The following is a 23,628-nucleotide window of genomic DNA, read 5'->3' as shown; positions in this document are numbered from 1 at the left end:
CATTTGTCATTTGTCATTTGCCCAAAGTGAGTAACCAATACCCAATTTCCAATGCCCAATGCCCAATTCCCAATGCCCCACACACATATTATGTCTAATGAGATTTCGATTCAGGTGAATGGGGAAACCCATAGCTGCTCATTTCAAACTTCTTTACCCGACTTACTCCAACAGTTGGGTTTTAACCCGCGATTGGTGGCTGTGGAGTATAACGGCGAAATTTTACACCGCCAGTTTTGGCCGCAAACAAAAGTGCAGCCAGGCGATCGCTTAGAAGTGGTAACTATTGTCGGTGGTGGTTAGTTGATTTGAGCCAGCAAGCCCAAATCTTTAAGGCTACGTCGTGTAATCTCGATGCGGGCGGGTGCATCTTCCGATTTTTGCATATCAAGGGTTGTGGCGAAAAAGTAGACGTTTTTGTTTTGCTCTAAATAACCCACAAACCAACCAACATTTGGTTTAGTACTCGTTAACCATCCCGTTTTTCCTCGCAGTGTATAGTCTGGAGTTTGTTCGCGTACCATAATGTCTTTGACAAGATTTATTGTCCGTTGCGAGAAAGGCAAATCGCCTTGATATAACCGTTGCAAAAACTTAATTTGCTCTTTGGGTGTAATTTGCAATAGCTGCGGTTGTAACCAAAAACGATCGATGTCTGCAACAGTGCCAATCTGACGGTTTCCGTAGCCTACTTTATTAATAAATTGCTGCATCCGTTCATATCCAGCCCTACGTGCCAATACTTGATAGAACCAAACAGTTGAATCCTTAAAGGCTTGACGCAAATTTGTATCATGATTCCAGGCATCAATTTCTCGGTGAATTCCATCCCAAGTGAGAACTGCCACATCATCAGGAACTACACCTGTTTCTAATGCCACCAGCGCGTTAAAAATTTTGAATGTTGAAGCTGGAGCGATCGCAGTTGCATTACGTTGAGGATTGTGTTCATAAATGCGGTTGTTTTTTGAGTCGTAAATCAAGATAGAGCCTTCACGCCCAAATTCTTGAAAGTGTCGCCCGAAATTTGGCGCTTTCACAGCAGGACGTTCAGATGAAGTTGAAGCAGGTTGAGCCACAACATACATTGCCCCAAAGGTAATCACACTAACTACAGCAAGACATCCAATGACTGTAAACACGAAAGATTGCATTCGGTGCTTTGTGTAACGCCGAAGGAATTGCTCTATGTTAAACCAGATATTTTTCATTGCACATTTAATCGCATCACAAGCGAGATTTTACAATGAAATCTTGCTCTTTTGCGAAGCAATTTGTTAAAGGTTATGCAGAAACATGACTTATAGTAAATTGCCCTTTTTGATATTTTTTGAATTTGATAATTCAATCGAGGTCAGTTAATAAAATCATTTTACAAAATTGCATTTTTTCCATCTGCTTTATAAAGCGAGCGATGGAGAGTTTTACGCTTGGCTAATTCTTTACCTTTACGACCGAGTTGCTCGCGTAGTTGCTGGTCTTTGCACAACCGATTGAAAGCTTGAAAAACTTCATAACCAGAATTGGGATTAACGAGTATCCCATTTTCTTCATGCTGAACTGTATCTAGAACACCACCTAAACGAGGGGCAATTATCGGCTTACCGAAGTAACTTGCTTCTAAATAAGCCATACCAAAACCTTCCATATTATTAGGTTTAGTATCTGATAAAGTCAGCATGGCAAATATGTCGCAAGCTGCATAATAACCTGCTAATTTTCGCTCTGGCACATATCCGGCAAAGTGGACGCGCTTATCTACTCGCAAACGATGCGCTAGAGATTTCAGTTCTGACTCACTTGGCCCTTGCCCGCAGAGTATATAGTGGACATCAACCCCAAAAGTTAGCAATATTGGGATGTTATCAATTACTCGGTCGAAACCTTTATGTTTTACTAGTCTGCCGATGGAGAGAATCACTATTGCTGAATCAGGAATGTTGTATGCCTGACGCACGCGAACCCGTAAATCATTAAGGCTACTGGGACTGGCTACATTATTACCAAATTTTTCTGGTCTGATTACGGGGTTAATGACGTGGGTAGGAGTATTTAATCGGAAAGCAGTTCTGAGGTAATCTCTTGTATAAGAACTGTTACAAACAATGCCTTCGGCTCTATGAAGTGTTAATTTAAATAGCGATCGCAGCACGGGATTGTGTAAAGTGCAAAGAAGATCGTTGCCGTGCAGATAGATAAAAAAGCGAATAGGTAACAAATAGCTCAATAGCAACAGTGAAGGAAAATCATAGCCGTGGCCCCACTCTATATAACGATAGTGATAGCGAAAATAGAGTTTAATTGCTAGGACAAATGAGCAGACGATATTGACCAAAGGTTTGAGGATATTTCCCACATAGCCACTACGCCAATATTTAGGATAATACCAGCGATACACAGGAAACTGTTGACTCTTATCAAATACTCGATCTCCCGAGCAACTAGCTGCCAGTACAATTATTCGTTCTGGATCTTGCAGACAACGATTGTAGATATATTCCCCAATTACAGCTTCTTTCGGCAGAAAGATCCGGGATATGACTAGGATATCTGGGTATGCAGCTTTATCTCTGATTTCGGCTGTTAGTTGAGAAATATGTTCCATAATAAAATTGATGACTATATTTCAAATAGTTTTTAATATTTACAATTAGAATTACTTTCAAAGCCATCATTATTATTTTATTTCTTTTAAAACGAATTTGGTAGACAAATTTGAAGCCTATTTTAGAAGATTAGCCAAAAAGATTGTTTTTTTGTTGTGTTGATTTTATTTTTGTTGCAAATTTCTCATTCTTTGAGAGTTTCTGTGCATAATGAACAAAAAATCAAAGCTAACACTTGTAGCGAAAATGCTCAGTAAACATCTGCTGTGAAAATTCCGAAATTTAGCTACGTTCAATAAAATATCCTAAACACTTAAAGTAGATGTGCCAAAATGCCAAAAATTTTATAGCTACTTAGTTGCAACATTATGTCTATTGTGAAAAATTATAAGGATTACAGACACTTACTAGCTTTCTACGTACACGTAAATTATCAGCCTCTAAATGTATTAATGAGTGCTGTTGGTGGGAGCTAGGCGTTTTGCCCGTGCTAAATATTGAGTAATAATAGGACTTACGCAAGTCACAAAAAAATCGGATTTGTAGTTTGTAGTAAGCGGCTCTAGCCCTTATTTTGAAGACTTTAGTCCTCTCTGCGAGACGCTACGCGAACACTACGAACTGAAAATAATATGATATGCCAGTTGCGTAAATCCTGTAATAAGTTCAGAAGTAGTACTACTTATTCAGTGAAGGATTAAAAAATTAGTCAAAATAATCACTAAAAATTAAAATCATCTGTATAATTCAAAACTGTAGTCTGAAACTAGTCCGAGGCATAGCAAACCATTGCCCGTAGACGTAGCGCATCATAGACATCGCAATTTCTGTGAGGATAAACATGTCTTCCGGTACGGTTCCCCAGTCGAGAAATCCCCCCTGCGATCGCTACTTACCCAAGATAAGACGCGGTAAATTGAATATGTAGCCTCGAAAAAGCAATGCTACGTGAATGCTACAAACTTGCTTGTTATAGGCTAGCCTTAGCAACATCCTGCAACACTGCTCCCACCATCGGGAGAAATCATAAATAATAATTTCGTTTTTCAAGCGATTGTCTTATGCGTAAAAAACTACAACAAACCATCAAACCGCTGTTAAAAACCTTCTTAGCCCTAAGCTTGGTGTTAGCTTTGGCTCTTGGTCACGCTGACGGCGCCTTAGCAGCCCGCAGTGGAGGTCGCATCGGTGGTGGCTCCTTTAGAGCGCCTTCTAGCCGCACCTATACACCGCGTACTTATGCACCTCCTGGCGGGGGCGGCTACTATCCTGGGGGTGGTTATGGTGGTGGTTTTGGTGGTGGCTTTGGCTTTCCCTTCCTACTTCCCTTCTGGGGTATTGGCGGAGGATTTGGTGGTCTATTTAGCATCTTAATCTTCTTTGCGATCGCTAATTTCTTATTGCAAACTTTCCGCCGCGTCTCTAGCGGTGAAACACCAGAAGCAGATTACAGCAGTAACTCTCCTGTTTCTGTAACTCGTTTGCAAGTAGGTTTGTTAGCTCAAGCGCGTGAATTGCAAAATGAACTCAACCACATTGCTGAAACTGCTGATACTAACACCCCCGAAGGCAGAGCAGAAATTCTCCAAGAAGCCAGTCTAGCTTTACTCCGCCATCCAGAATACTTTGTATATGCAGGCGGTGGCACTCAACAAGCCAGTTTAAATTCAGCTGAAAGTCAGTTTAATCGGCTGTCACTGGCAGAACGCAGCAAGTTTAGCGAAGAAACTCTTTCTAACGTCAACAACCAGCTAAGAGCAGCCCTTGCTAAAGATGCTTTACCTCCAGCTGGCGAACTCGACAACCCCACCCGCCTATTTACCGAAGGCCCTGGCGAATACATTGTTGTCACCTTGCTGGCGGCGACACTAGGTAAGTTTGACATCCCCACAGCTATCAATAGTGCTGATGATTTGCGTCAAGCTTTACGGCAAATTGGTAGTATCCCTAGCGACAAGCTTCTGGCAATTGAAGTTCTTTGGACTCCTCAAGCTGAAAATGATACCCTCACATCTGATGATGTGTTAGCAAATTATCCAGATTTGAGACTTGTTTAATTTCTGAAAAATTTTGCATCTATCTTAGTGCAACGAATAAGTTCCCCTTAAGAACAATAACTAGAAAACCGCTTGTCAATGACAAGCGGTTTTTTGTAGAGTTTATATCATTTACAGATAATTAGTTATGATTCCCACAGCCATTTCACCCCACCCGCCCCTAAGAGTTTGCAAAGAGGGGATTAAAGGGTGGGGTTTTGGGAGGTTAATAAGTAATTAAGCGGACATCATAGATATATTTAAGTATGATTTTAGAAACATTTTGGTAGTATTATCAAAATGAATTATACGCAAAGTGTTATCTTATGCCTAGTGTTGAAGCCGACGAAAACCGAGAGCATCGCATTAAAACAGAGATTGTTGTAGATGCTGAAGACAAAGAAGACCGAGCTATGGGTTGGTACTACTACCTTGAAGAGACTCTGAATTTTCCCTTTATGGCTACATGGACTAAGAAGGGACGCAAATCAGGTGCTGTCGAGGAGAAACAAGTGGAAGTACTGGGAATGGCCCCAGATGATGAGTGCTTGAAAGATATGTATGTAGAAGTGGCTTACATTAATGGTAAGGATGATGATGTATATTCTGCAAAATTATCTGAAATAGCAGCCATTGATGCTGACAGTGAAACTCAAGACGCGATCGCAGACTGGCTCTATTGGATTGCTAGAGGTTATAAATTTTAAACCTAGGATAAATACCGAATGACGCGGCAAGGATTGCCAGCAGCGACAACATTCTCAGGTATATCTTTGACAACTACACTACCAGCACCAATGGTTGTGTTATCACCAATAGTTACGCCTGGACAAATAATTGCATTGCCACCAATCCAGACATTATTACCAATGTTAATTGGGGCAGCTAATTCTCTATCAGAAAGACGAATTTCTGGATCTATAGGATGATAAGCAGTATAAATTTGCACATAAGGAGCGCACAAAACATTTTCACCAATGTGAACTGTATTACAGTCTAAAATTACACAGCCATAGTTCATATACAATTTGTCACCAGCAAAAATATTACTGCCATAGTCACAGTGAAAGGGTGGCACAATTGCTACTTTTTGACCGATTTTTCCAAATAATTCTTGCAAAATTTGCTGCCGTTGCTCTTGCTGTTCTTCGGTTGTAGAATTGTACTTTCGCAACAGACGACTGGCTAGGTTCTTTTCGGCAGCCAATTCTGGATCTTCGGCCAGATATAATTCGCCTGCGAGCATTTTCTGTTTTTCGGTTTTTTCCATGACAGAATTATGGGGCTTCTCGGTTGTGTATGATAACCTTAGTAGCCGCTAGAGTATCATATTCCATCCTTAACTAAATATGGCATAAGTAGCTTTTCCCTGCCGTTTAGCTTGGTACATCGCAATATCAGCATCCCGCAGTAGAGTTGCAGGCTCCTCATAATTACTAAAATTCCAAGTAATACCAATGCTAGCTGTAGCAGATAATTGATATCCATTCAGGTTAACTGGCAATCTTAAGGAGTCTTGAATACGTTTGGCAACATTGGTAGCATCGGTAATGTCTTTGATATCCTCCAAAAGAACAGTAAACTCATCACCACCAAATCGTGCTACAGTATCGCCACTACGTAAGCATGACTCTAAACGTCTAGCGATCGCTACTAAAAAATCATCCCCTATTCCATGCCCAAAGCGATCGTTAATCTCTTTGAAGCCATCTAAATCTAAAAATAAAACTGCAAAATAATAGTCGCTTCTGCGTTTGCTACGTTCAATAGTTTGTCTGAGCCGATCTAAAAATAAAACACGATTCGGTAATTCTGTTAGCCCATCATAAAATGCATTGCGGATCAGTTGTGCCTCTGTCTGCTTACGTTTAGTGATGTCTTGAAACACTAAAACCGCGCCAGTAATATTGCCATCTCGATCGCGGATAGGTGCAACATTATCTCCAATCGCTATTTCTTTCCCATCTTTGGTAATCAATGTACAGTTTTCTGGTAAATTGAAAATTTCACCTGCTTCGATTACATAAGTAGCTAAATTTTCAATTTTTTCTCCTACATCTTTATTAACTAAGTTAACGACTTCTATTAAATCTTTCCCCAACGCTTCACTTTGCTTCCAACCAGTGATTAGTTCTGCTATGGGATTCATCATTTCAATACAACCATTTGCATAGGTAACAATCACCGCACAGCCCATACTATTAATAATTGCCATCAACCTCTGTTTTTCTTCGTATAATATTTTTTTGCTCTGATGTTTGTACAGTGTCATTTCAATCACAAAATGTAAATCACTTTCAATAAATGGTTTGGCTATGTAACTAAAAGGCTCACTTAGCTGATTTTTATGTAATCTTTTATATTCCGAATACTCCGTTAGATATACTACAGGCACATGAAAGTGATTCTGAATAATATCAGCTACGTGGAAACCGTCTATTTCTCCAGCTAGACAGATATCAATTAATACTAAATGTGGATGATTTTCTGCTACCTTTTTTATTGCCTCCTCACCAGATTCAGTTATTTCTGATACTAAATAACCTAATTTTTGTAAACTTTTTCTAATATTTGAGGCTAGATTTTTTTCATCCTCAACAATTAAGATTTTGCGGGCGAACATGTTACGATAACCTGTTTGCTAAAGTTCAGATTCTTGTTGTCAGTGTCAACTCAAGTCAAAAGTGCTTATCTTCTCATAAACAATCTCTAACTATCCTGTATTCTTACTTGATATTAATACTGACTAATGAGTAAATAGCATCATATTATTAATCTCCAGAAATTTATAGAAATCCTATTTGATTTACAAACTACCCTTTGAGGCAGGAAACAGGGAACTCTTAACAGGGAACATATTTGTTTGGCTCTCATTTAGGATTGCTATATATGATTATCAAAGCTAATTTTGATTAATTTATGTAGCTAATATGATGCTACTAACATCAAATCAAAATTAGAATGCAATTATCAAGCACTCAAAAACTGATTTTAAAATGTATACAATAATTCTATTGGGAAAGTATAAATACTAAGTATAATATCTATATACAAATTAATCAAGAAAAATTTTTCATAAAATCACAGGATATTACTTTAATATAATTAAAAAAATCTAGAGTGTCTTGGATGTAATATATTAATCTATATTAATTTAATTATTAATAATTAATCTTAATCTGTGATTAAAAAGTTTGATGCTGCTTTACCTACAAATAGCTTTTATATCATATCAGAGGAGTTCTAGATGAGAGTTTAAGCTATCTGAAATATTTAATGAACAGTAAACTCGTATTACTTAGAAATATTCATTTAACAACCATAATTAAAAACATCTCAGTATTATTGTATTGTAATAGCATGGTAAGCCTAAATATGTGCAATATAAAAATAGTTATGTGTCTGACATATCAATAGCTGAGATATTTTTAATGCACTATTTTAGCCTTGCCACGCCACTAAGCGTATTTTAAAAATAAAATACTAGCCCTACAGCTTCTGGTTAATACTTAATCACAATTCCTCTCCTCTAAAAATATGTAAGTTAAATGTTCATCAGCCGTTCGCGGTATTTTTTAGTTTTTTGTTAATCAATAGGTACTGGTGCCAATGGCAGGAAAGATTCTTATTGTGAGACACTTCCAAGCTCCACGTAAACCCCCTGTTCTTTGCTGGCTGATAGATATTGCAAAAAAACACATTTTGTGAATTAAAGGTTGGACTTGATTTTAGTCAGTTCAATGCTAATTCTGCCACCAAAGTCTGGAATAGGTGCGGCAGGTTTGCTGAGAGTGACTTGGACTTTTGTTACACGATCGCACTCTTGGAGGATAGAATCTGCGATCGTTGTTACCAATTTCTCCACCAAAACAAATTTAGACGTTTTGATCAGATGTTGTGTCAAGCTAATGACGCTGCGATAATCTAAAGTGTCTTCGATCGCGTCAGTCTTGGCCGCTGTGGAGATATCCAACCATAACCTCACATCCACCTCAAACCATTGTCCTAGCACCTGTTCTTCTGGTAGATACCCAGTGTAGCCATAGCCGCGAATTCCCGTTAAATGAATGCAGTCCATAAAAGTTTGAGAGCAAATTGTGCATTTTGTAGAAAGTTCAGCAAGTTTGCTTGGAGATTTTCTTTCCCAGAAACTCGCGTGGCGGTGATGGAACTCAACACCGCATTGATGGATTTTAAATTGAATTTCCCTAGACAAAATCTAAAATTTAAGATTGTTTTATAGCTATGTTTGATTTAATGCCGATCGCTTATACGAATGTTAATCAACTTTGGGCTTATATTTTAACAGAGACGCTAAAGCGGTTGGGATTGACTTGTGCCATCATTTGTCCGGGATCGCGCTCTACACCCTTAGCGATCGCCTTTGCTCAACAAGCACCTGAGATTGAAGCAATTTCCATTCTTGATGAACGTTCCGCCGCCTTTTTTGCTTTGGGACAAGCGAAAGCAACCGAACGTCCTGTGGTAATTGTTTGCACCTCTGGTACAGCAGGAGCAAATTTTTATTCAGCAGTCATTGAAGCCTCGTATAGTCGCGTACCACTGTTGATATTAACTACCGATAGGCCCCCAGAATTGCGAGATTGTCACTCTGGGCAAACTGTAGATCAATTGAGATTATATGGAAACTACCCAAATTGGCAAACAGAGTTAGCTTTACCCTGTGCCGATCTGGGAATGCTAGCTTACCTGCGACAAACAGTAATTCATAGCTGGGAAAGAGCGCAAACTCCTACAAAGGGGCCAGTACATTTGAATATTCCCTTTCGCGATCCCTTAGCACCTGTTCCTGATGGAACCGACTTGAGTTATTTGCGATCGCACTTGGAATCAGAAGACTTCTTCGCAAGAATAGCAAACCCATGCCCCATACCCTATGCCCCATTCCCCATTCCCAAAGAATGGAAAGAATGCGATCGCGGTATTATTATCGCAGGTGTTGCCCAACCACAGCAACCAGAGGAATATTGTAGAGCGATCGCGCACCTTTCCCAAACTCTCAAATGGCCTGTGCTAGCAGAGGGACTCTCCCCAGTCAGAAATTATGCCGAACTCAACCCTTATCTGATTTCCACTTATGACCTGATTTTGCGAAATCAGCAACTAGCAAAGCAGCTAGCGCCGGAAATGGTGATTCAGGTGGGTGAAATGCCTACGAGTAAAGAACTACGTACCTGGATAGATGCAACCCAACCGCGACGCTGGGTAATTGACCCTAGCGACCAAAACCTCGACCCTTTGCACGGGAGAACGACGCATTTACGAATATCTGTAGAAGGAATAAAAGTAGAGGAGAGAAATTTATCTTTATCCTCAGATTATGTGCAGGAATGGTGTAGTGCAGAAGCTAAAGTCAGGTTAGTTGTTGACCAGACGATGGGGAAAATAGATGAAATAATTGAGAGTAAAGCAGCTTGGTTAATTTCTCAGATTTTACCGCCAGAAACGCCTCTGTTTATTGCCAATAGTATGCCTGTGCGGGATGTGGAATATTTCTGGAAACCGAATAATTTGGGGGTGCGATCGTACTTTAACCGGGGTGCAAATGGCATCGATGGCACATTATCCACAGCTTTAGGAATTGCTCATCGCCAGCAAAGTAGTGTGATGTTAACGGGAGATTTGGCTCTGTTACATGATACCAATGGTTTTTTAATCCGCAATAAGTTTGTCGGACATCTCACGATCGTATTAATCAATAACAATGGCGGTGGAATTTTTGAAATGTTACCCATCGCCAAATTTGAGCCACCCTTTGAAGAGTTTTTTGGCACTCCCCAGGATATTGATTTTGCTCAGTTGTGCGCTACTTATAATGTGCAGCATGAATTGATTACTTCATGGGAGCAATTGCAGCAAAAATTAAACCCGCTTCCAACTAAAGGGATATGGGTTTTAGAGTTGCGGACAAATCGTAAAGCTGATGCCAAGTGGCGACAGGATAATTTACGTAAATTTAGCGAAGTGACTTGTAATCCTTCGTAAGTTTTGTTAAGCGTTCGATCTTTCTATTTGCATCCCTCGATAGAGGAATATATAGTCCAGTAGAGAACAGTCCAGTTACTGCTGTAACATTAGCTTGAGTAGCGTTGCCTGACAGCATAAGAAAACCAGCTAATAAACTCATGCTAATGGAAGCAGTAATCGCTACACAAGATAAAATGTAGCTCAATCGAGCTTGATAGTGATGTTCTTGATAGGTTGACCATTGCATCTTGTCGTAGCTAGACATAATTTACTCCTAATTTTGCTAATACCTAGTTAAAAAATAACCTAAATTATTTTAGGCTTATTTCTTTAGGTATAAACATAATTTAGCCTAAAACTGACACCTTAACAAGTATGCCTAAGCTTTTTTAGGGAAAAGTGCTAAAATAGGAGTTGTAAGCACAATAGGTAAGTGTATGGAACACATGAAAGCAGTCTCACGACTAGCTATACTCCGTGAGAAAGAAAACTTAACCCAACGCCAACTAGCTGACCTTTTAGAGATTACTGAGAATACGGTCGCCAATTGGGAAACAGGCAGGAGTAGCGTGGAATGGATTGATAGAGTAGTCAAACTGTGCAAAATTTTTGCTTGTACACCAGAAGAGCTTATTGAGTATGTCGCAGATACCAAACCAGTAAAAACAGATTCTTTGGCAGAAATACGCGCCCGCTTAAATCCTCCTAAATCAGTCTCAGTAAACCAACAAAACCGTGACCAATCTTGGGAGTCGAGGGCGCACTAATGATGAAGGTGATACTTGATGCTGACTTGCTAATAGATTATTTACTACTACAACGAGAAGAAGCAGAAGAGTTAGGGAATATTATCGAAAATCAACAATGTCAATTTTTTATCACACTATCCGGGCTTGATAAAATTATTTCATTAGCAGAGAATATATATTCCCCAGAGATAGCTAAAAAATTGATATCTGCCATATACAAAAAGATCACAATATGCCCTATAAACTATGAATTAAGCGAGCAAGCAAACTCATTCAATCTGATAGACTTTGAATCTGCGTTAGAGATTGCCTGTGCAACATCTATAAGGGCCAGTGCAGTCCTCACACGCAACCCTCAAAATTTTGATGGGATAGACTTTCCTATCTGGTTATTAGAGAATTTTCCAACACGCTTACAGTTGGATAAATGTCTACATTTATCCTTAAGAGTTAATTATTTAGAGAGTCAATATTTATCGAATTTAGATACACCTTCGTTCCATCCTTTGGAGGTTGTAGGTATTATGGAATATAGAATTAGAAACTCAATAACTACAGTAATGGATTTTTTTGAGCTTTTAAAAAAAGAAGGTTATCAAGATATAATGTATAAAAACTTTGAAAAAAAATATAAATATTCTGAAAGCAAAATTATTAATATACTGTCAGATTTGCAATTTTTTAAAATGGTGGTAGTTAAAGATGGAAAAGCCAGCATACTACAAAACTTAGCAAATTCAGACAACATGATTATAGCTAATTATTTGGCTAAGTCTCTCACTCAACATATTGTAGTACAAAAACTTTATAAACAACTTAAACCAAATGAGGCTTTTAGTAGAGAATATTTGAAGACTTTAATAAAGGAAGTCTATCCTGAAGATAAGTATAAAAGTAAGCCAATTAAAAATTCTTTCCCACTCCTATTTGAGATATATCCTGATTCAATTGCCACGAAGTCAGCAGGAGATTATGTCAGCAGAATGCTAGGGTGGTTATTATTTACGGGGATACTAGAAAAAAACAATAAAGAGACAGTCACAATACCAATAAAGGTAAATGAAGGGAATCAGAAAGGAAAGTTATTAGAAGAAAATGCAATTCAACAGCTAGAGCTAGATATGTCTATCCAGCAGTTAAATCTGTTTTAGAATTAGGTTAAAAGTTAGGTTCAAAGTTTGGCTATTAAACAGTGTGATCGCTTTGAACCTTCTAATTGATGTTGCAACCACCCTTTCAAGTTCGCGCTCGCAATCTCAATTCCAACGTTCCTCAGCAATTTCACTAAATAGTCGTTTTAACAGTCAGAGGACGAGCGATCGCACTCTTTTTTCCACGATTTCCTGATATACCCGTGTGTCTTCCAGTCTCAGATTTGTAGCTTTGAGAATTTTAACGGGTGCGATCGCCTTTTTGCTGTGCGTGAAACTTACCCGCTTACTTCACTTTGTAACCACCCTTCCAAATCAGCAAGAGTAGAGAAATCCAACAAAGCATCACCTAAAGCTTCCAACTGTTCCACCGATAACCCTTGAATCTGGGACAGAAGCGCATCAGGAATTGTACCCACAAGTCGCTTTAACTGTCGTAAAACGACCTTTCTTTCTCCTTCTTCCTTCGCTTCCCGAATCGCCCGTGGTTCTTCCAAATTCAGTCCCAACATCGTTGCAATCTCCTCTCGACTAAGCTTAGAAAACTTGTAGACAATAATCGTCGTCACTAAATCAATTATCGCTTGCTCCGACTGTTGCCGTGCTTGCTCTAACAAAAACCGCGCCCCTTCCATTGCTTCTGTTTCAGAAGTAACATTTGTCAGCAACATCAAACCCAATCCCAAAGGTTGTTCTCGCAAATCCCCCAACTCATCCAGATAAACCCGCCTGACTTGGCCACTTTCCAACAAAGCGCGGTGAATTGTTGAGTTAGAAGGTTCTAGGCTGCGAGAAGCAAAAATTATTACACCAAACCAGTCATCGTAACGAATAGAGTTGCGGTAGAGAAACAAAAACAATTCGCTGAAGAAGCGGTGATATAAGTCTTCATCCTTCTGAAACTGCACTTCTGCAAAAAATACGGTTTTGGAAACTGCATCAGTTGGAGGTAAAAATACTCCATCAATCCGAAACGCCGTTTCTTTCACTTCAACTGATTCAAACTGGTAATTTTCTGCTTCTGGAGGTGGTTCATCTACTAATTCAAACAGCAAACCCGGAAATTGCTTAAATAATTTATAGAAAATGGTGTCGCGCCGCATTTTTATTCCTCAACACCCAGACAATTACCAGATTGTAAAGGCTTGAGACACCAATTTTAGCGTAGGCGTAGCCCACACTTCGACTTAGCTCAGTGACCACCGCAGGTATCGCTTGTCCCTACGTCCGCGATAAAATTCTTGAAGCAACAGCGCACTCCATACCAATGCAAATTAACTGGCAAACTGCCAAAACCTACGAAGATATTCTGTATCAAAAAACTGATGGCATTGCGAAAATCACCATCAACCGTCCCCATAAACGCAATGCTTTTCGTCCTGAAACCGTCTTTGAACTGTACGACGCTTTCTGTAATGCTCGTGAAGATACTACTATTGGTGTTGTTCTATTTACTGGTTATGGCCCCCACACTGATGGTAAATATGCCTTCTGTTCTGGTGGCGATCAAAGTGTGAGGGGACATGCAGGCTATGTGGATGATACTGGCATCCCTCGCTTGAATGTGCTGGACTTACAACGGCTGATTCGTTCGATGCCGAAAGTGGTGATTGCTTTAGTGGCTGGATATGCGATCGGTGGTGGACATGTCCTACACTTAATTTGCGACCTTACCATCGCTGCCGATAATGCCATTTTCGGACAGACGGGCCCGAAAGTCGGCAGTTTTGACGGTGGTTTTGGAGCCAGCTATCTTGCCCGCATCGTGGGGCAAAAAAAAGCTAGAGAAATTTGGTTTCTCTGCCGCCAATATGATGCACAACAAGCTCTAGAAATGGGTTTAATTAATTGCGTCGTTCCAGTGGAACAACTAGAAGCCGAAGGTATTCAATGGGCGCAAGAGATTTTAGAAAAAAGTCCGATCGCAATTCGATGTCTTAAAGCTGCTTTTAACGCTGATTGTGATGGACAAGCTGGTTTACAAGAACTCGCTGGCAATGCCACCCTACTTTATTACATGACAGAAGAAGGAACTGAGGGCAAACAAGCCTTTCTCGAAAAGCGTCCACCAGATTTTCGCTCTTTTCCTTGGCTACCTTAGAATTGCAAAAATCGCCCCCCTTAAATGAGGTGCGATTTTTGTAGATATCAACTTTTACAGCACTAAAAATCTTAAAAACAAATCTTATTTTAAGCAGACTACAAACTCAGTCCAGTAATAATGGATGACTAAATAACCACTGCTTTAGTTTTTACCTGTTCAGATATGGAGGCAGCTATTTCCTCTAGAGGGGCAAGAGCAGCATTATCGAAATCTGAAGCTAAAGATTGACAAGATGTTAAAACTGGAGCTGCATCTGGTAAACCCCAAGCATCTTCTAAGGTTTCCCAAGAAGGTGCAAAAGGTGGAAGCGCCAAAGAGCAAGCTTTCCAAGTCGCTTGAACTGGTGCGCCCAACTGCTGGCACGTTCCACCACGGCGACCTTCTGGCTGGTAATGACGACAATATCTACAGGCAGATGCTAAAACTTTAATGGGTTTCATTCGGATTCATCTTTAGTGTTGTTTCTGGCTGAATTTCATCTTTATATTCTGCTTCTATATATAAAGACAGAGAAAAGCCAAAAAGTCATTATTTTCCATAGGTTTCAGCGATCCCAAGTAAAAAATAAACTTCAGGATATTTTTATAATCTTGTTATATATTTAAATAATTCCTAAAGCAGTTACATATACGTATCGTCTAAAACTTATTAGGGATCAAGAGTAAAAGTAAAGCTTTTGATTTATTCAACCTTTTAAATTCCTCCTTAAGCCATCCTTAAGGCATAGAATTTCACATAAATAGTCTGCTTTACATACCACATTTGGCATATTTTAGCGGCAAATTATACTTTTTCTCAAGAATCAGAAAGATTTGATGTAATGACAGCAAGTTATTTCAGGATAAACTCTGCTCAACAAATAATCGCTCAACTATTTTGCTTTGAAAACTGTTTAGCAGCACAGACAGAACAGACTTCCCAGCGCTGGAGTTCACCGGGAGGGGTGGGAGATTGACACTGGGGACAAAGAGGTAAGCCATGCGATCGCGATCGCACAATCTTCGTCCAATGTCCAAAAGCCGCATTTACATCCTTGGTGGGTGTATCATCAGGGCGGCTAATCTCATCGCCAAGGTAACTGGGATGCTCATGAGGCGAAACCGTTTGTTGCTGTTTTCTTTCCACCGACGGATTCTGCCAGCCAGCAGTAGAGAAGCGAATATCAACCAAAGGCGTTGGCAGCTTTTTATTCAACTTTAAAAGTAGAGATGTGCGACCAAAAGTCAGGTTTTGCGCCCAAGCAGCACTAGAAGTTGCTACCGACAAAACATCACGCTGAATTGATAATGGTCTAGTATTTGCGGCAACTACTGGCCCAACAACTTCTGCCCAACACTTGAGCAGGCGTTGAAATGGTTGCTCCTGCCATTTCGACTGCTTTTCCAGAATCCTTAAAACATCATTAATTGATTTCAACGACATTATTCAAAGTGGGGAGTAGGGATTGGAAAGTGGGGGAGCAAGGGAGCAGCACTTCGGCTACGCTCAGTGACCGAGGAGAAGTTGCAGTAAGTCTTTCCCCTCTGCCTCTTGTGCCCAATGCCCCATATCCAATGCCCAATGCCCACTCTATCTATTTAAATAATTTCCGCTACTATTATCACAAAATATATCTATCTAAAAGTTGATTCCAGTAATCTACGTTTGAGGCAAAAAGGCAATGACTCAAAACTCCCTGAACGACTCCAGTACTCATCAATCGTCTAAAACACCTGGGTTGAAACCAGTACTAGCAGCAGCACTAGCAAGTTTAGAGGTGCCGCTAGATCAAGAGTTAGCTCGATACCGACGCACGCGAACTGGTTTGGTGTCATCTAAGCAGTCCCGTGTTGCAAGTTACATCAGCAAACAACCCCAACCCTTAACTACCATTTCGACAATATTGGGCGCAACTCAGTCATCAGCAACGGAAATTAAAACCAACGTATCGCCTGCATCTGTACCCGTGAATCCTGAGATGAATCCAGCGCCAGCTACGGCAAAAATTGATGTCTCACCCGCATCTGTAGCTGTGAATACTGAGATGAACCCAGCACCAACTACGGCAAAAACTGAGGAACTGAATAATCTTAATCTGCCCTCCACCGCCAATGCAGCTAAAACACAAACTCAACTTCCACCACCTCCACCCAACTTTAATAGCAGCATTGTGCCAGCGATCGTTAAAAATACTAAAAGCGAAAATCACTTGCAGACAGATGATAGCCCCAAGCACCCAGATGACTATTTAGAATCTAGTGAAGCACTGCTGCGAAGTCTGACAGAAGAACAACCAGAAACCAAGAAACCAAGCAATTCTAGCGACAGTCTGCTATCACCTTTGGGTATTGGCTCGATGTTGCTGCTATTGGTGGCTAGTCTGATCTTGGGTTATGCAGTCTTCAATCCCAAAAGCTTGCCACAATGGAATTTAGGCAACTTATTTAACGGCAACTCCTCTCCCACACCAGAAAATACTGAGGAAGTTGGGAGTAATGTCCAACCTCAAATTCAACCACCAAGCACATCTATACCCAAATATCCCAATCTAGCTACTGAAGAGTTTCCTGAAGTAAGAGATCCCAATGATGTAGTAGGCTTAAAACCCAAAGTCCAACCAACCCCCGCAGTAGTGCCCAATCCAGTTGTTCCCCAAAATCCCGTAAATCCTCAAGGGGCATTGTCTAACCCCAATACAGCCCAACAGACTAACCCGATCGCCTTAGCACCAGTACCGAGACTACAATCCTTGCCTCCTCTTTCTTTACCTTCCACTTCACCGACAAAAACCTCGCCCAAGCCAATCGCAACCTCACCAAAACCAGATGCAGAAATGAAACTAGGAATAGATGGGTTTTATCATGTAGTGATAGATAATAAAGGCGCAGCTTTTGCCTCAGCACGGCAGGTAATTCCTGATGCTTATTTATCGCCTAACAAAGAATTGATTTATCTGGGTGCTTTTAAAACTAAAGAGCAAGTAAAACAACAGATGAAACTGTTAGAAGCGAAAGGAATCAAGGCACGAGTTCAGTAACTATGAATTGCAAAAATCTACGATACCATGAAATAACAGTCCTGAGTCAATAAGTGCTGAGTTGTGTTAGCGGATAGCTAAGGTTTAGCCCGTGCTGAGTGGTAGAGACAAAATATTGTTTGTTTGCGACCCCACAACAAAAAATATTATACTCAAAACTTTTATTAGGCACTCAGCACTCCATAACTACCCTATGACAAAAAATATTACTATACTCAGGACTTTAACTAGGCACTCAGCACTCTATAACTAAATTCATTACTCAGCACGGGCTAAACGCCCTGCTAACAGCACTCAGAACTGGATTTCGTTGGAGAGCCGATATGGAATTAATCAAGCGTATCCTGCGGGTGATTCGCGCTAATCTCAATAGTTTGATCGGTGGTGCAGAAGATCCAGAAAAAATTTTGGAGCAAGCTGTTTTGGAAATGCAGGAAAATCTGGTGCAGTTGCGGCAGGGTGTAGCACAAGCGATCGCTACCCAGAAACGCACCGAACGACAAGCAGCGGCCGCTCAATCTCAAACAGAAGAATGGTATCGCCGCGCCCAATTAGCGCTGCAACAAGGCAATGAACCTCTAGCACGTGAAGCTTTGACTAAGCGCCAAGCCTATAAAGAAACCACTACAGCCCTCTTTTCGCAGATAGAGCAGCAAAACGAGATAGTTGCTAGGCTAAAAAAGGATATGCGATCGCTAGAGTTAAAAATTTCCGAGGCGAAAACTAAAAAAGATATGTATATTGCCCGCGCCCGTTCTGCTGAAGCGTCTTATCGCCTCCAAGAAATGCTCGGTGGAGTTTCTGCTACTAGCAGTCTGAGTGCCTTTGAGCGCATGGAAGAAAAAGTTTCACAGATAGAAGCTCAATCAGAAGCCATAGCTCAACTTAGTAGCGACGACTTGGAAACACAATTTACTTCTTTGGAATCTAATAATGTAGATACCGAATTGGCGGCGATGAAGGTACAGGTTTTCAAGCAGTCAGAAAACACACAGCACAAAATCCTAACTGAGGAGAGTCAAAAGACAGAGCAGCCTCCCCAACAGCAGTTACCCAAAACTCAGGATTCTTGAAGTTCTACTAATTACCCCAGTTTGGCGATATCTTAACAATTAAGAGTTGTTAGGAGGTACTGATTCAAACTGGAAAGATTACATTGAAATAGGTAGCTATAAAAAAGTAAAAAAGCTAACTGTCCAAGAAAAAGCGTAAATCACACAAGGAAAAACAAAGTTATGGGATTATTCGATCGCATTAAGCGAGTAGTTAGTTCTAACCTCAACGATCTGGTTAACAAAGCCGAAGACCCCGAAAAAATGCTAGAGCAAGCCATCCTGGAAATGCAGGAAGACTTGGTACAGCTGCGTCAGGGAGTAGCCCAAGCGATCGCCGCCCAAAAACGCAGTGAAAAACAGTATAATGATGCCCAAAATGAAATCAATAAATGGCAACGCAATGCTCAACTAGCGCTACAAAAAGGTGATGAAAACTTAGCACGACAAGCTTTAGAGCGTAAAAAAACTTATACGGATACCAGCACAGCCCTCAAAGCTAGTTTAGATACCCAAAGCACCCAAGTTGATACCCTCAAACGCAATTTAATCCAACTGGAAAGCAAAATTTCTGAGGCTAAGACCAAGAAAGAAATGCTCAGAGCGAGAATCACCACTGCCAAAGCCCAAGAGCAACTCCAAGGCATGGTGCGTGGGATGAATACCAGCAGTGCAATGTCTGCCTTCGAGCGGATGGAAGAAAAGGTCTTGATGCAAGAAGCCAGGGCCCAGGCACAAGGAGAGTTAGCGGGTGCTGATTTAGAAAGCCAATTTGCTCGATTGGAAGGTAGTAGCGATGTTGATGATGAATTGGCAGCCTTGAAAGCCCAGATGCTACCACCTGCCGCTCCACAAAATCAAGCCCAACTGCCACCGCAACAAGAAGCCACTGCTCCTAAATCTAATGAGGTGGTTGATGCTGAGTTAGATTCCTTACGCAAGCAATTGGATCAACTGTAAAATTGACAGAAAACTTATTTAAGCTAGTCCCACACCTGTTGGCTGTGGGATTTTACGTCATTAGTCAATAGTTAACAATCCTAATCACTATAAATTATTAACTATGGACTATTGACGACTTTGGGATAAAGTATTGTGTGTGCCAACTTCGATCGCCACCTGATGGAGACTGCAATGAGTAAGGCTGTAATCACCATAACCGATGCTGAGTTTGAAACCGAAGTGTTAAAAGCCGAGCAGCCTGTATTAGTTTATTTTTGGGCTTCCTGGTGTGGGCCTTGTCAATTGATGTCGCCCCTGATTAACTCAGCTGCTACCAAATATAGCGATCGCCTCAAAGTCGTTAAAATGGAAATTGACCCCAACCCACTGACTGTTAAGCAGTATCAAGTGGAAGGCGTACCCGCCCTCAGATTATTTCAAGGCCAGGAAGTTTTGATATCCACCGAGGGAGTCATCGGCAAAGATAAATTACTCGAACTCTTAGATACGTACTTAAATAGTAATTAGTCATTGGTCATTAGTCATTGGTCATTGGTCACTTGTACTGAGCGTTGCCCTTGGCGCAGCCTCTGGTAGAGAAGTATTGGTCATTCGATCAAAGGACAAAGGACAAAGGACAAAGGACAAATGACAAAGGACAAATGACAAAGGACAAATGACTAACATACAGTTTGCAAAACGTTTACAACCCCTAAAATCTAATGTATTTGCTGATATGGACAGAGCCAAGGCTGTCGCTTTGGCCGCTGGCCGAGAAGTAATTGATTTGTCCTTGGGGTCTTCCGATTTACCAGCCGAGGCCCACGTTCTTGAGGCGATCGCCCAATCTCTTGGCGATCGCAGTACCCACGGTTATCTATTATTTAACGGTACCCTTGGATTCCGCGAAGCCGCAGCCAACTGGTACGAACAAAAATTTGGGATCGAAGTCGATCCTCAAACTGAGGTACTACCTTTAATTGGTTCTCAAGAAGGCACAGCCCATTTACCCCTAGCAATACTTAATCCAGGAGATTTTGCCCTGTTGCTCGATCCAGGTTATCCATCCCATGCGGGGGGAGTCTATCTAGCCAGCGGTCAAATCTACCCGATGCCACTACTGGCAGAAAATGGTTTTTTACCAGTTTTTGCTGATATTCCTGCCCCAGTTCTGGCCCAGTCGCGGATGATGGTATTAAGTTATCCTCATAATCCTACCGCTGCGATCGCACCTTTATCTTTTTTCCAAGAAGCTGTCGCCTTCTGCCAACAACATAATCTCGTGTTGGTTCACGATTTCCCCTACGTAGATTTGGTATTTGGAGAGAGTGGGGACTGGGGACTGGGGACTGGGAGACAAGGAGACAAGGACACAAGGGGAATCATTAATTTCCAATCCCCGATACCCAATCCCCAGTACCCAATACCCAATACCCAGTCCCTAGTCCCTTCAATTCTGCAAGCCGATCCAGAAAAAAGCGTCTCGATTGAATTTTTCACCCTTTCCAAGTCCTACAATATGGGTGGCTTCCGCATTGGCTATGCCATCGGTAATGCTCAGTTAATTAACGCCTTACGCCAAGTAAAAGCCGCCGTTGATTTTAACCAGTATCGGGGAATTTTGAATGGTGCGATCGCAGCCTTAACTGGCCCTCAATCTGGCGTAAAATCTGCTGCGATCGCCTTCCAGAGGCGGCGTGATGCTTTTATCAATGCTTTACACCGTATTGGCTGGAATGTTCCTACTCCCGAAGCCACAATGTACATCTGGGCAAAATTGCCCTCACCTTGGAGTGAAAACTCCGTAGAATTTTGTACCCAGCTAGTCAAACAAACTGGTGTAGCAGTTTCTCCAGGTGCTGGCTTTGGCAAATCTGGAGAAGGGTATGTCCGTTTTGCCTTGGTGCATGAGCCACCTTTGTTAGAAATTGCTGTAGAAAGAATGGCTGAGTTTCTTCATTAAATTTCTTCTCAAGCTGAACGCCAAGGATTTTTAGTGGCAAAGTTTATCAATGGAACACGCGCTAGGGCACACATTTGTGCATTGGTGTCAACTTCAGGTAAAAGTTAGGTTTAGCAAACGTTTTGGAGTTGCCCTCATCCCCTAACCCTTTCTTCCAATTTGGGAGAAGGGGAGCTGGAGAATTTCCTCCCCCGTTCCAAATGGGGAGAATATCTGGGGGTGAGGGCAAAACTCATACAGTCAGGAGATTTCAGCATTAGTTGGCACTAATGCACATTTGTACATCTCTAATAATCACCGTATTGTACTGATCTGAAAAAGATGATACTGTATTTTTTGCAACTATATCTATCAATATAAAATACGTAATTAAACGTATAAAACTATCAAAACATTCTTCATCTTTTTATTGATAATCAGCGTTAACTTTACCCAATCAGGTCTCCTCGTTTCTTAAACTGGGTTTGTACGCTCAGATACCAAAGACGGCTAACAATGCAGGTAAGCATCTGTATAGCCAAAAAACCTGTGGTCAAGAAAGCCTAAGCCTAAAAACGACAGTAGTTTAAAACTTAACTTCCAAACTGACAGAGACTTGAAAACAATGAAAACGACTTTTCAGACACTTATAATTGGTGCCTCAATGGCTATTGGTGTGAGCGCTCTTGCCACCGCCCCAGCACACGCTACATCTTTTAGTTTCGATAATAATGGAGAAATTAACACTTACACTGGTGGCTCAAATGGTACCTTCATTAAAGGGAATGCCCAAGGTGGTACTAAAGCTGCGATCAAAGCTTTGACAGATAACGACTCCAGTTCTAACGTTGAGCTCTGGTATAGTAGCGAAACCCCAGATTCTAACGTTGGCTTCACCGCCACAAAAGGAAACTACAGTGCCACCGTTAGTAGTGTCACTGCTAATGACTGGAATAGTTTTGGTTCCCAATGGCTAGGCGATTTATTGAGTAGCTACACACCATTTCAATCAGTTTGGAACGGGTTTTCAGCCGACAGCAAATCACTAATAACTAGTTATTTTCCTTCCTTGGGAATGGGAGATCCGAACATTGGTGGTTTCCAATTCGGTCAGAATGGCGGTGTGGAACTGAAATTAGTTGGTCACTTGGATGTAAAGACTAAACTTGCAACAACTATTTCTACTAAGGTTGATGAAAAGTGGAATGCAATTAAATCACAGTTTCCTCAACAAACAACTCAACCAACCCTTTCACAACTTGAAAGTTCAATTCCACAACTACAAACACAACTGAGCGCAATTCCAGGACAGATTACAACACTACAAACACAACTCAACGCAATTCCAGGACAGATTACAACACTGCAAACACAACTCAACGCAATTCCAGGACAGATTACCACACTGCAAACACAACTCAACGCAATTCCTAATATTCCAGCCAATCAAACAAAAAGGCAACAACTGACAAGTCAAATCTCTCAACTGAATACTCTCAAAAATCAAACACTACCAGGTCAAATTTCTCAACTGAATACTCTCAAAAATCAAACACTACCAGGTCAAATTTCTCAACTGAATACTCTCAAAAATCAGCTACCAGGTCAAATCTCTCAACTCACATCATTTAAAGATGTACTGACTCTGCAAGCTGCATTAAATGCATATCAAGGTGAAATTGCGGCTAGTGAAATTGCTAAGGTAGTTACTGGTGGTCAAACTTACTATGCCTATAGCTTTAACCCCACTGCATCCGGTATTACTGCTTCTGATGATGGTGTATCCTATAGTGCAATTTATACTTGGTCGACACCTAAGTATGTCTCTCCATCCTCTGTACCAGAACCCTCAGTAGTATTTGGGATTTTAGGTGTTGCTGGTATCTTTGTTACACAACGCAAGTTAAAAAAAGTATCTGGTTGAAACTCCGGTTTCCATTCCAAAAAATAACTAAGGGAGCTAACAGCTCCCTTTTTTGATGAATAATTCTTTGCAGCTATAATAAATTTAATCTTCTAGGTTATACTATTTCTAAAAATAC

General features: G+C 40.9%; 22 protein-coding genes. 13 read left to right on the top strand and 9 right to left on the bottom strand.

The genetic code is table 11. The features are described from left to right. Nucleotides 1-90 precede the first annotated feature (90 nt). A complete protein-coding gene (gene thiS, locus RMX89_RS20685) occupies nt 91-303 on the top strand; it encodes a sulfur carrier protein ThiS (protein WP_322683630.1) in 213 nt (70 codons plus the stop codon). Here the strand turns inward: thiS and blaOXA are convergent. Both blaOXA and RMX89_RS20675 read right to left on the bottom strand, forming a co-directional pair. Continuing rightward, nucleotides 300-1,154 (bottom strand): class D beta-lactamase, encoded by an 855-nt coding sequence (gene blaOXA, locus RMX89_RS20680; protein ID WP_322690267.1) that lies wholly within the window; start codon nt 1,152-1,154, stop codon nt 300-302. The two genes, thiS and blaOXA, sit on opposite strands and share 4 nt — an antisense overlap. A gap of 218 nt (nt 1,155-1,372) precedes the next feature. After that, nucleotides 1,373-2,605, bottom strand: a complete 1,233-nt coding sequence (locus RMX89_RS20675; protein WP_322690249.1) for a glycosyltransferase family 4 protein — start codon at nt 2,603-2,605, stop codon at nt 1,373-1,375. A 1,062-nt stretch (nt 2,606-3,667) separates the two neighbouring features. Here RMX89_RS20675 and RMX89_RS20670 point away from each other — a divergent pair. Both RMX89_RS20670 and RMX89_RS20665 read left to right on the top strand, forming a co-directional pair. Then, nucleotides 3,668-4,663, top strand: a complete 996-nt coding sequence (locus RMX89_RS20670) for a DUF1517 domain-containing protein (RefSeq protein WP_322683578.1) — start codon at nt 3,668-3,670, stop codon at nt 4,661-4,663. Between the two features lie 305 nt (nt 4,664-4,968). Next, nucleotides 4,969-5,349: a calcium-binding protein gene (locus tag RMX89_RS20665; protein ID WP_322674937.1), complete on the top strand. Its 381-nt coding sequence runs from the start codon at nt 4,969-4,971 to the stop codon at nt 5,347-5,349. 2 nt (nt 5,350-5,351) lie between these two features. On the opposite strand, the gene RMX89_RS20660 is transcribed toward RMX89_RS20665, so the two are convergent. The 3 genes from RMX89_RS20660 to folB form a co-directional block, all read right to left on the bottom strand. Further along, complete coding sequence (locus RMX89_RS20660) at nt 5,352-5,912, bottom strand: sugar O-acetyltransferase (protein WP_322690248.1); 561 nt, start codon at nt 5,910-5,912, stop codon at nt 5,352-5,354. Between the two features lie 69 nt (nt 5,913-5,981). Further along, nucleotides 5,982-7,265: a diguanylate cyclase domain-containing protein gene (locus RMX89_RS20655; protein ID WP_322674935.1), complete on the bottom strand. Its 1,284-nt coding sequence runs from the start codon at nt 7,263-7,265 to the stop codon at nt 5,982-5,984. Between the two features lie 1,086 nt (nt 7,266-8,351). Next, the gene (gene folB, locus RMX89_RS20650; protein ID WP_322674934.1) at nt 8,352-8,720 is read right to left on the bottom strand and encodes a dihydroneopterin aldolase; all 369 of its coding nucleotides are present in this window, start codon (nt 8,718-8,720) and stop codon (nt 8,352-8,354) included. 167 nt (nt 8,721-8,887) lie between these two features. Here folB and menD point away from each other — a divergent pair, with 167 nt between their 5' ends. After that, nucleotides 8,888-10,648, top strand: coding sequence for a 2-succinyl-5-enolpyruvyl-6-hydroxy-3-cyclohexene-1-carboxylic-acid synthase (gene menD, locus RMX89_RS20645; protein ID WP_322690247.1), 1,761 nt, complete (start codon nt 8,888-8,890; stop codon nt 10,646-10,648). On the opposite strand, the gene RMX89_RS20640 is transcribed toward menD, so the two are convergent. Then, complete coding sequence (locus tag RMX89_RS20640; protein WP_322690246.1) at nt 10,620-10,895, bottom strand: TRADD-N-associated membrane domain-containing protein; 276 nt, start codon at nt 10,893-10,895, stop codon at nt 10,620-10,622. The genes menD and RMX89_RS20640 overlap by 29 nt on opposite strands. 172 nt (nt 10,896-11,067) lie before the next feature. Between RMX89_RS20640 and RMX89_RS20635 the strand changes: the two genes are divergently transcribed. Next, on the top strand, nt 11,068-11,397 hold the full coding sequence (locus tag RMX89_RS20635) for a helix-turn-helix transcriptional regulator (protein WP_322690245.1): 330 nt from the start codon (nt 11,068-11,070) through the stop codon (nt 11,395-11,397). After that, nucleotides 11,397-12,530, top strand: coding sequence for a PIN domain-containing protein (locus RMX89_RS20630; protein WP_322690244.1), 1,134 nt, complete (start codon nt 11,397-11,399; stop codon nt 12,528-12,530). The genes RMX89_RS20635 and RMX89_RS20630 overlap by 1 nt, the downstream gene beginning before the upstream one ends. 278 nt (nt 12,531-12,808) lie before the next feature. On the opposite strand, the gene RMX89_RS20625 is transcribed toward RMX89_RS20630, so the two are convergent. Then, on the bottom strand, nt 12,809-13,633 hold the full coding sequence (locus RMX89_RS20625; protein WP_322690243.1) for an Rpn family recombination-promoting nuclease/putative transposase: 825 nt from the start codon (nt 13,631-13,633) through the stop codon (nt 12,809-12,811). Nucleotides 13,634-13,797: 164 nt separating this feature from the next. Here RMX89_RS20625 and menB point away from each other — a divergent pair, with 164 nt between their 5' ends. Further along, complete coding sequence (gene menB, locus RMX89_RS20620; protein ID WP_322690266.1) at nt 13,798-14,631, top strand: 1,4-dihydroxy-2-naphthoyl-CoA synthase; 834 nt, start codon at nt 13,798-13,800, stop codon at nt 14,629-14,631. Between the two features lie 128 nt (nt 14,632-14,759). On the opposite strand, the gene RMX89_RS20615 is transcribed toward menB, so the two are convergent. Continuing rightward, nucleotides 14,760-15,074 carry a hypothetical protein gene (locus RMX89_RS20615; protein WP_094349568.1) on the bottom strand — a complete coding sequence of 105 codons (315 nt, stop codon included), beginning with the start codon at nt 15,072-15,074 and terminating at the stop codon, nt 14,760-14,762. Nucleotides 15,075-15,501: 427 nt separating this feature from the next. Then, nucleotides 15,502-16,056 (bottom strand): DUF721 domain-containing protein, encoded by a 555-nt coding sequence (locus RMX89_RS20610; RefSeq protein ID WP_322683588.1) that lies wholly within the window; start codon nt 16,054-16,056, stop codon nt 15,502-15,504. A 238-nt stretch (nt 16,057-16,294) separates the two neighbouring features. On the opposite strand from RMX89_RS20610, the gene RMX89_RS20605 reads away from it, so the two are divergent. From RMX89_RS20605 to RMX89_RS20580, 6 genes are all read left to right on the top strand, one after another. Beyond that, the gene (locus RMX89_RS20605) at nt 16,295-17,650 is read left to right on the top strand and encodes a hypothetical protein (RefSeq protein WP_322690242.1); all 1,356 of its coding nucleotides are present in this window, start codon (nt 16,295-16,297) and stop codon (nt 17,648-17,650) included. Between the two features lie 323 nt (nt 17,651-17,973). Continuing rightward, nucleotides 17,974-18,723, top strand: a complete 750-nt coding sequence (locus tag RMX89_RS20600) for a PspA/IM30 family protein (RefSeq protein ID WP_322690241.1) — start codon at nt 17,974-17,976, stop codon at nt 18,721-18,723. Between the two features lie 162 nt (nt 18,724-18,885). Beyond that, complete coding sequence (locus RMX89_RS20595) at nt 18,886-19,662, top strand: PspA/IM30 family protein (RefSeq protein WP_322674924.1); 777 nt, start codon at nt 18,886-18,888, stop codon at nt 19,660-19,662. 174 nt (nt 19,663-19,836) lie between these two features. Beyond that, nucleotides 19,837-20,172, top strand: a complete 336-nt coding sequence (locus RMX89_RS20590; RefSeq protein WP_322683631.1) for a thioredoxin family protein — start codon at nt 19,837-19,839, stop codon at nt 20,170-20,172. 148 nt (nt 20,173-20,320) lie between these two features. Continuing rightward, the gene (locus tag RMX89_RS20585; protein WP_322690240.1) at nt 20,321-21,607 is read left to right on the top strand and encodes an LL-diaminopimelate aminotransferase; all 1,287 of its coding nucleotides are present in this window, start codon (nt 20,321-20,323) and stop codon (nt 21,605-21,607) included. Nucleotides 21,608-22,211: 604 nt separating this feature from the next. Then, nucleotides 22,212-23,510: an NF038130 family PEP-CTERM protein gene (locus RMX89_RS20580; RefSeq protein WP_322690239.1), complete on the top strand. Its 1,299-nt coding sequence runs from the start codon at nt 22,212-22,214 to the stop codon at nt 23,508-23,510. The last annotated feature ends 118 nt before the right edge of the window (nt 23,511-23,628 follow it).

The sequence above is a fragment of the Nostoc sp. DedSLP04 genome (assembly GCF_034530775.1).
Taxonomy (GTDB): Bacteria; Cyanobacteriota; Cyanobacteriia; order Cyanobacteriales; family Nostocaceae; genus Nostoc.
This window is presented reverse-complemented; position numbering and strand designations above follow the sequence as displayed.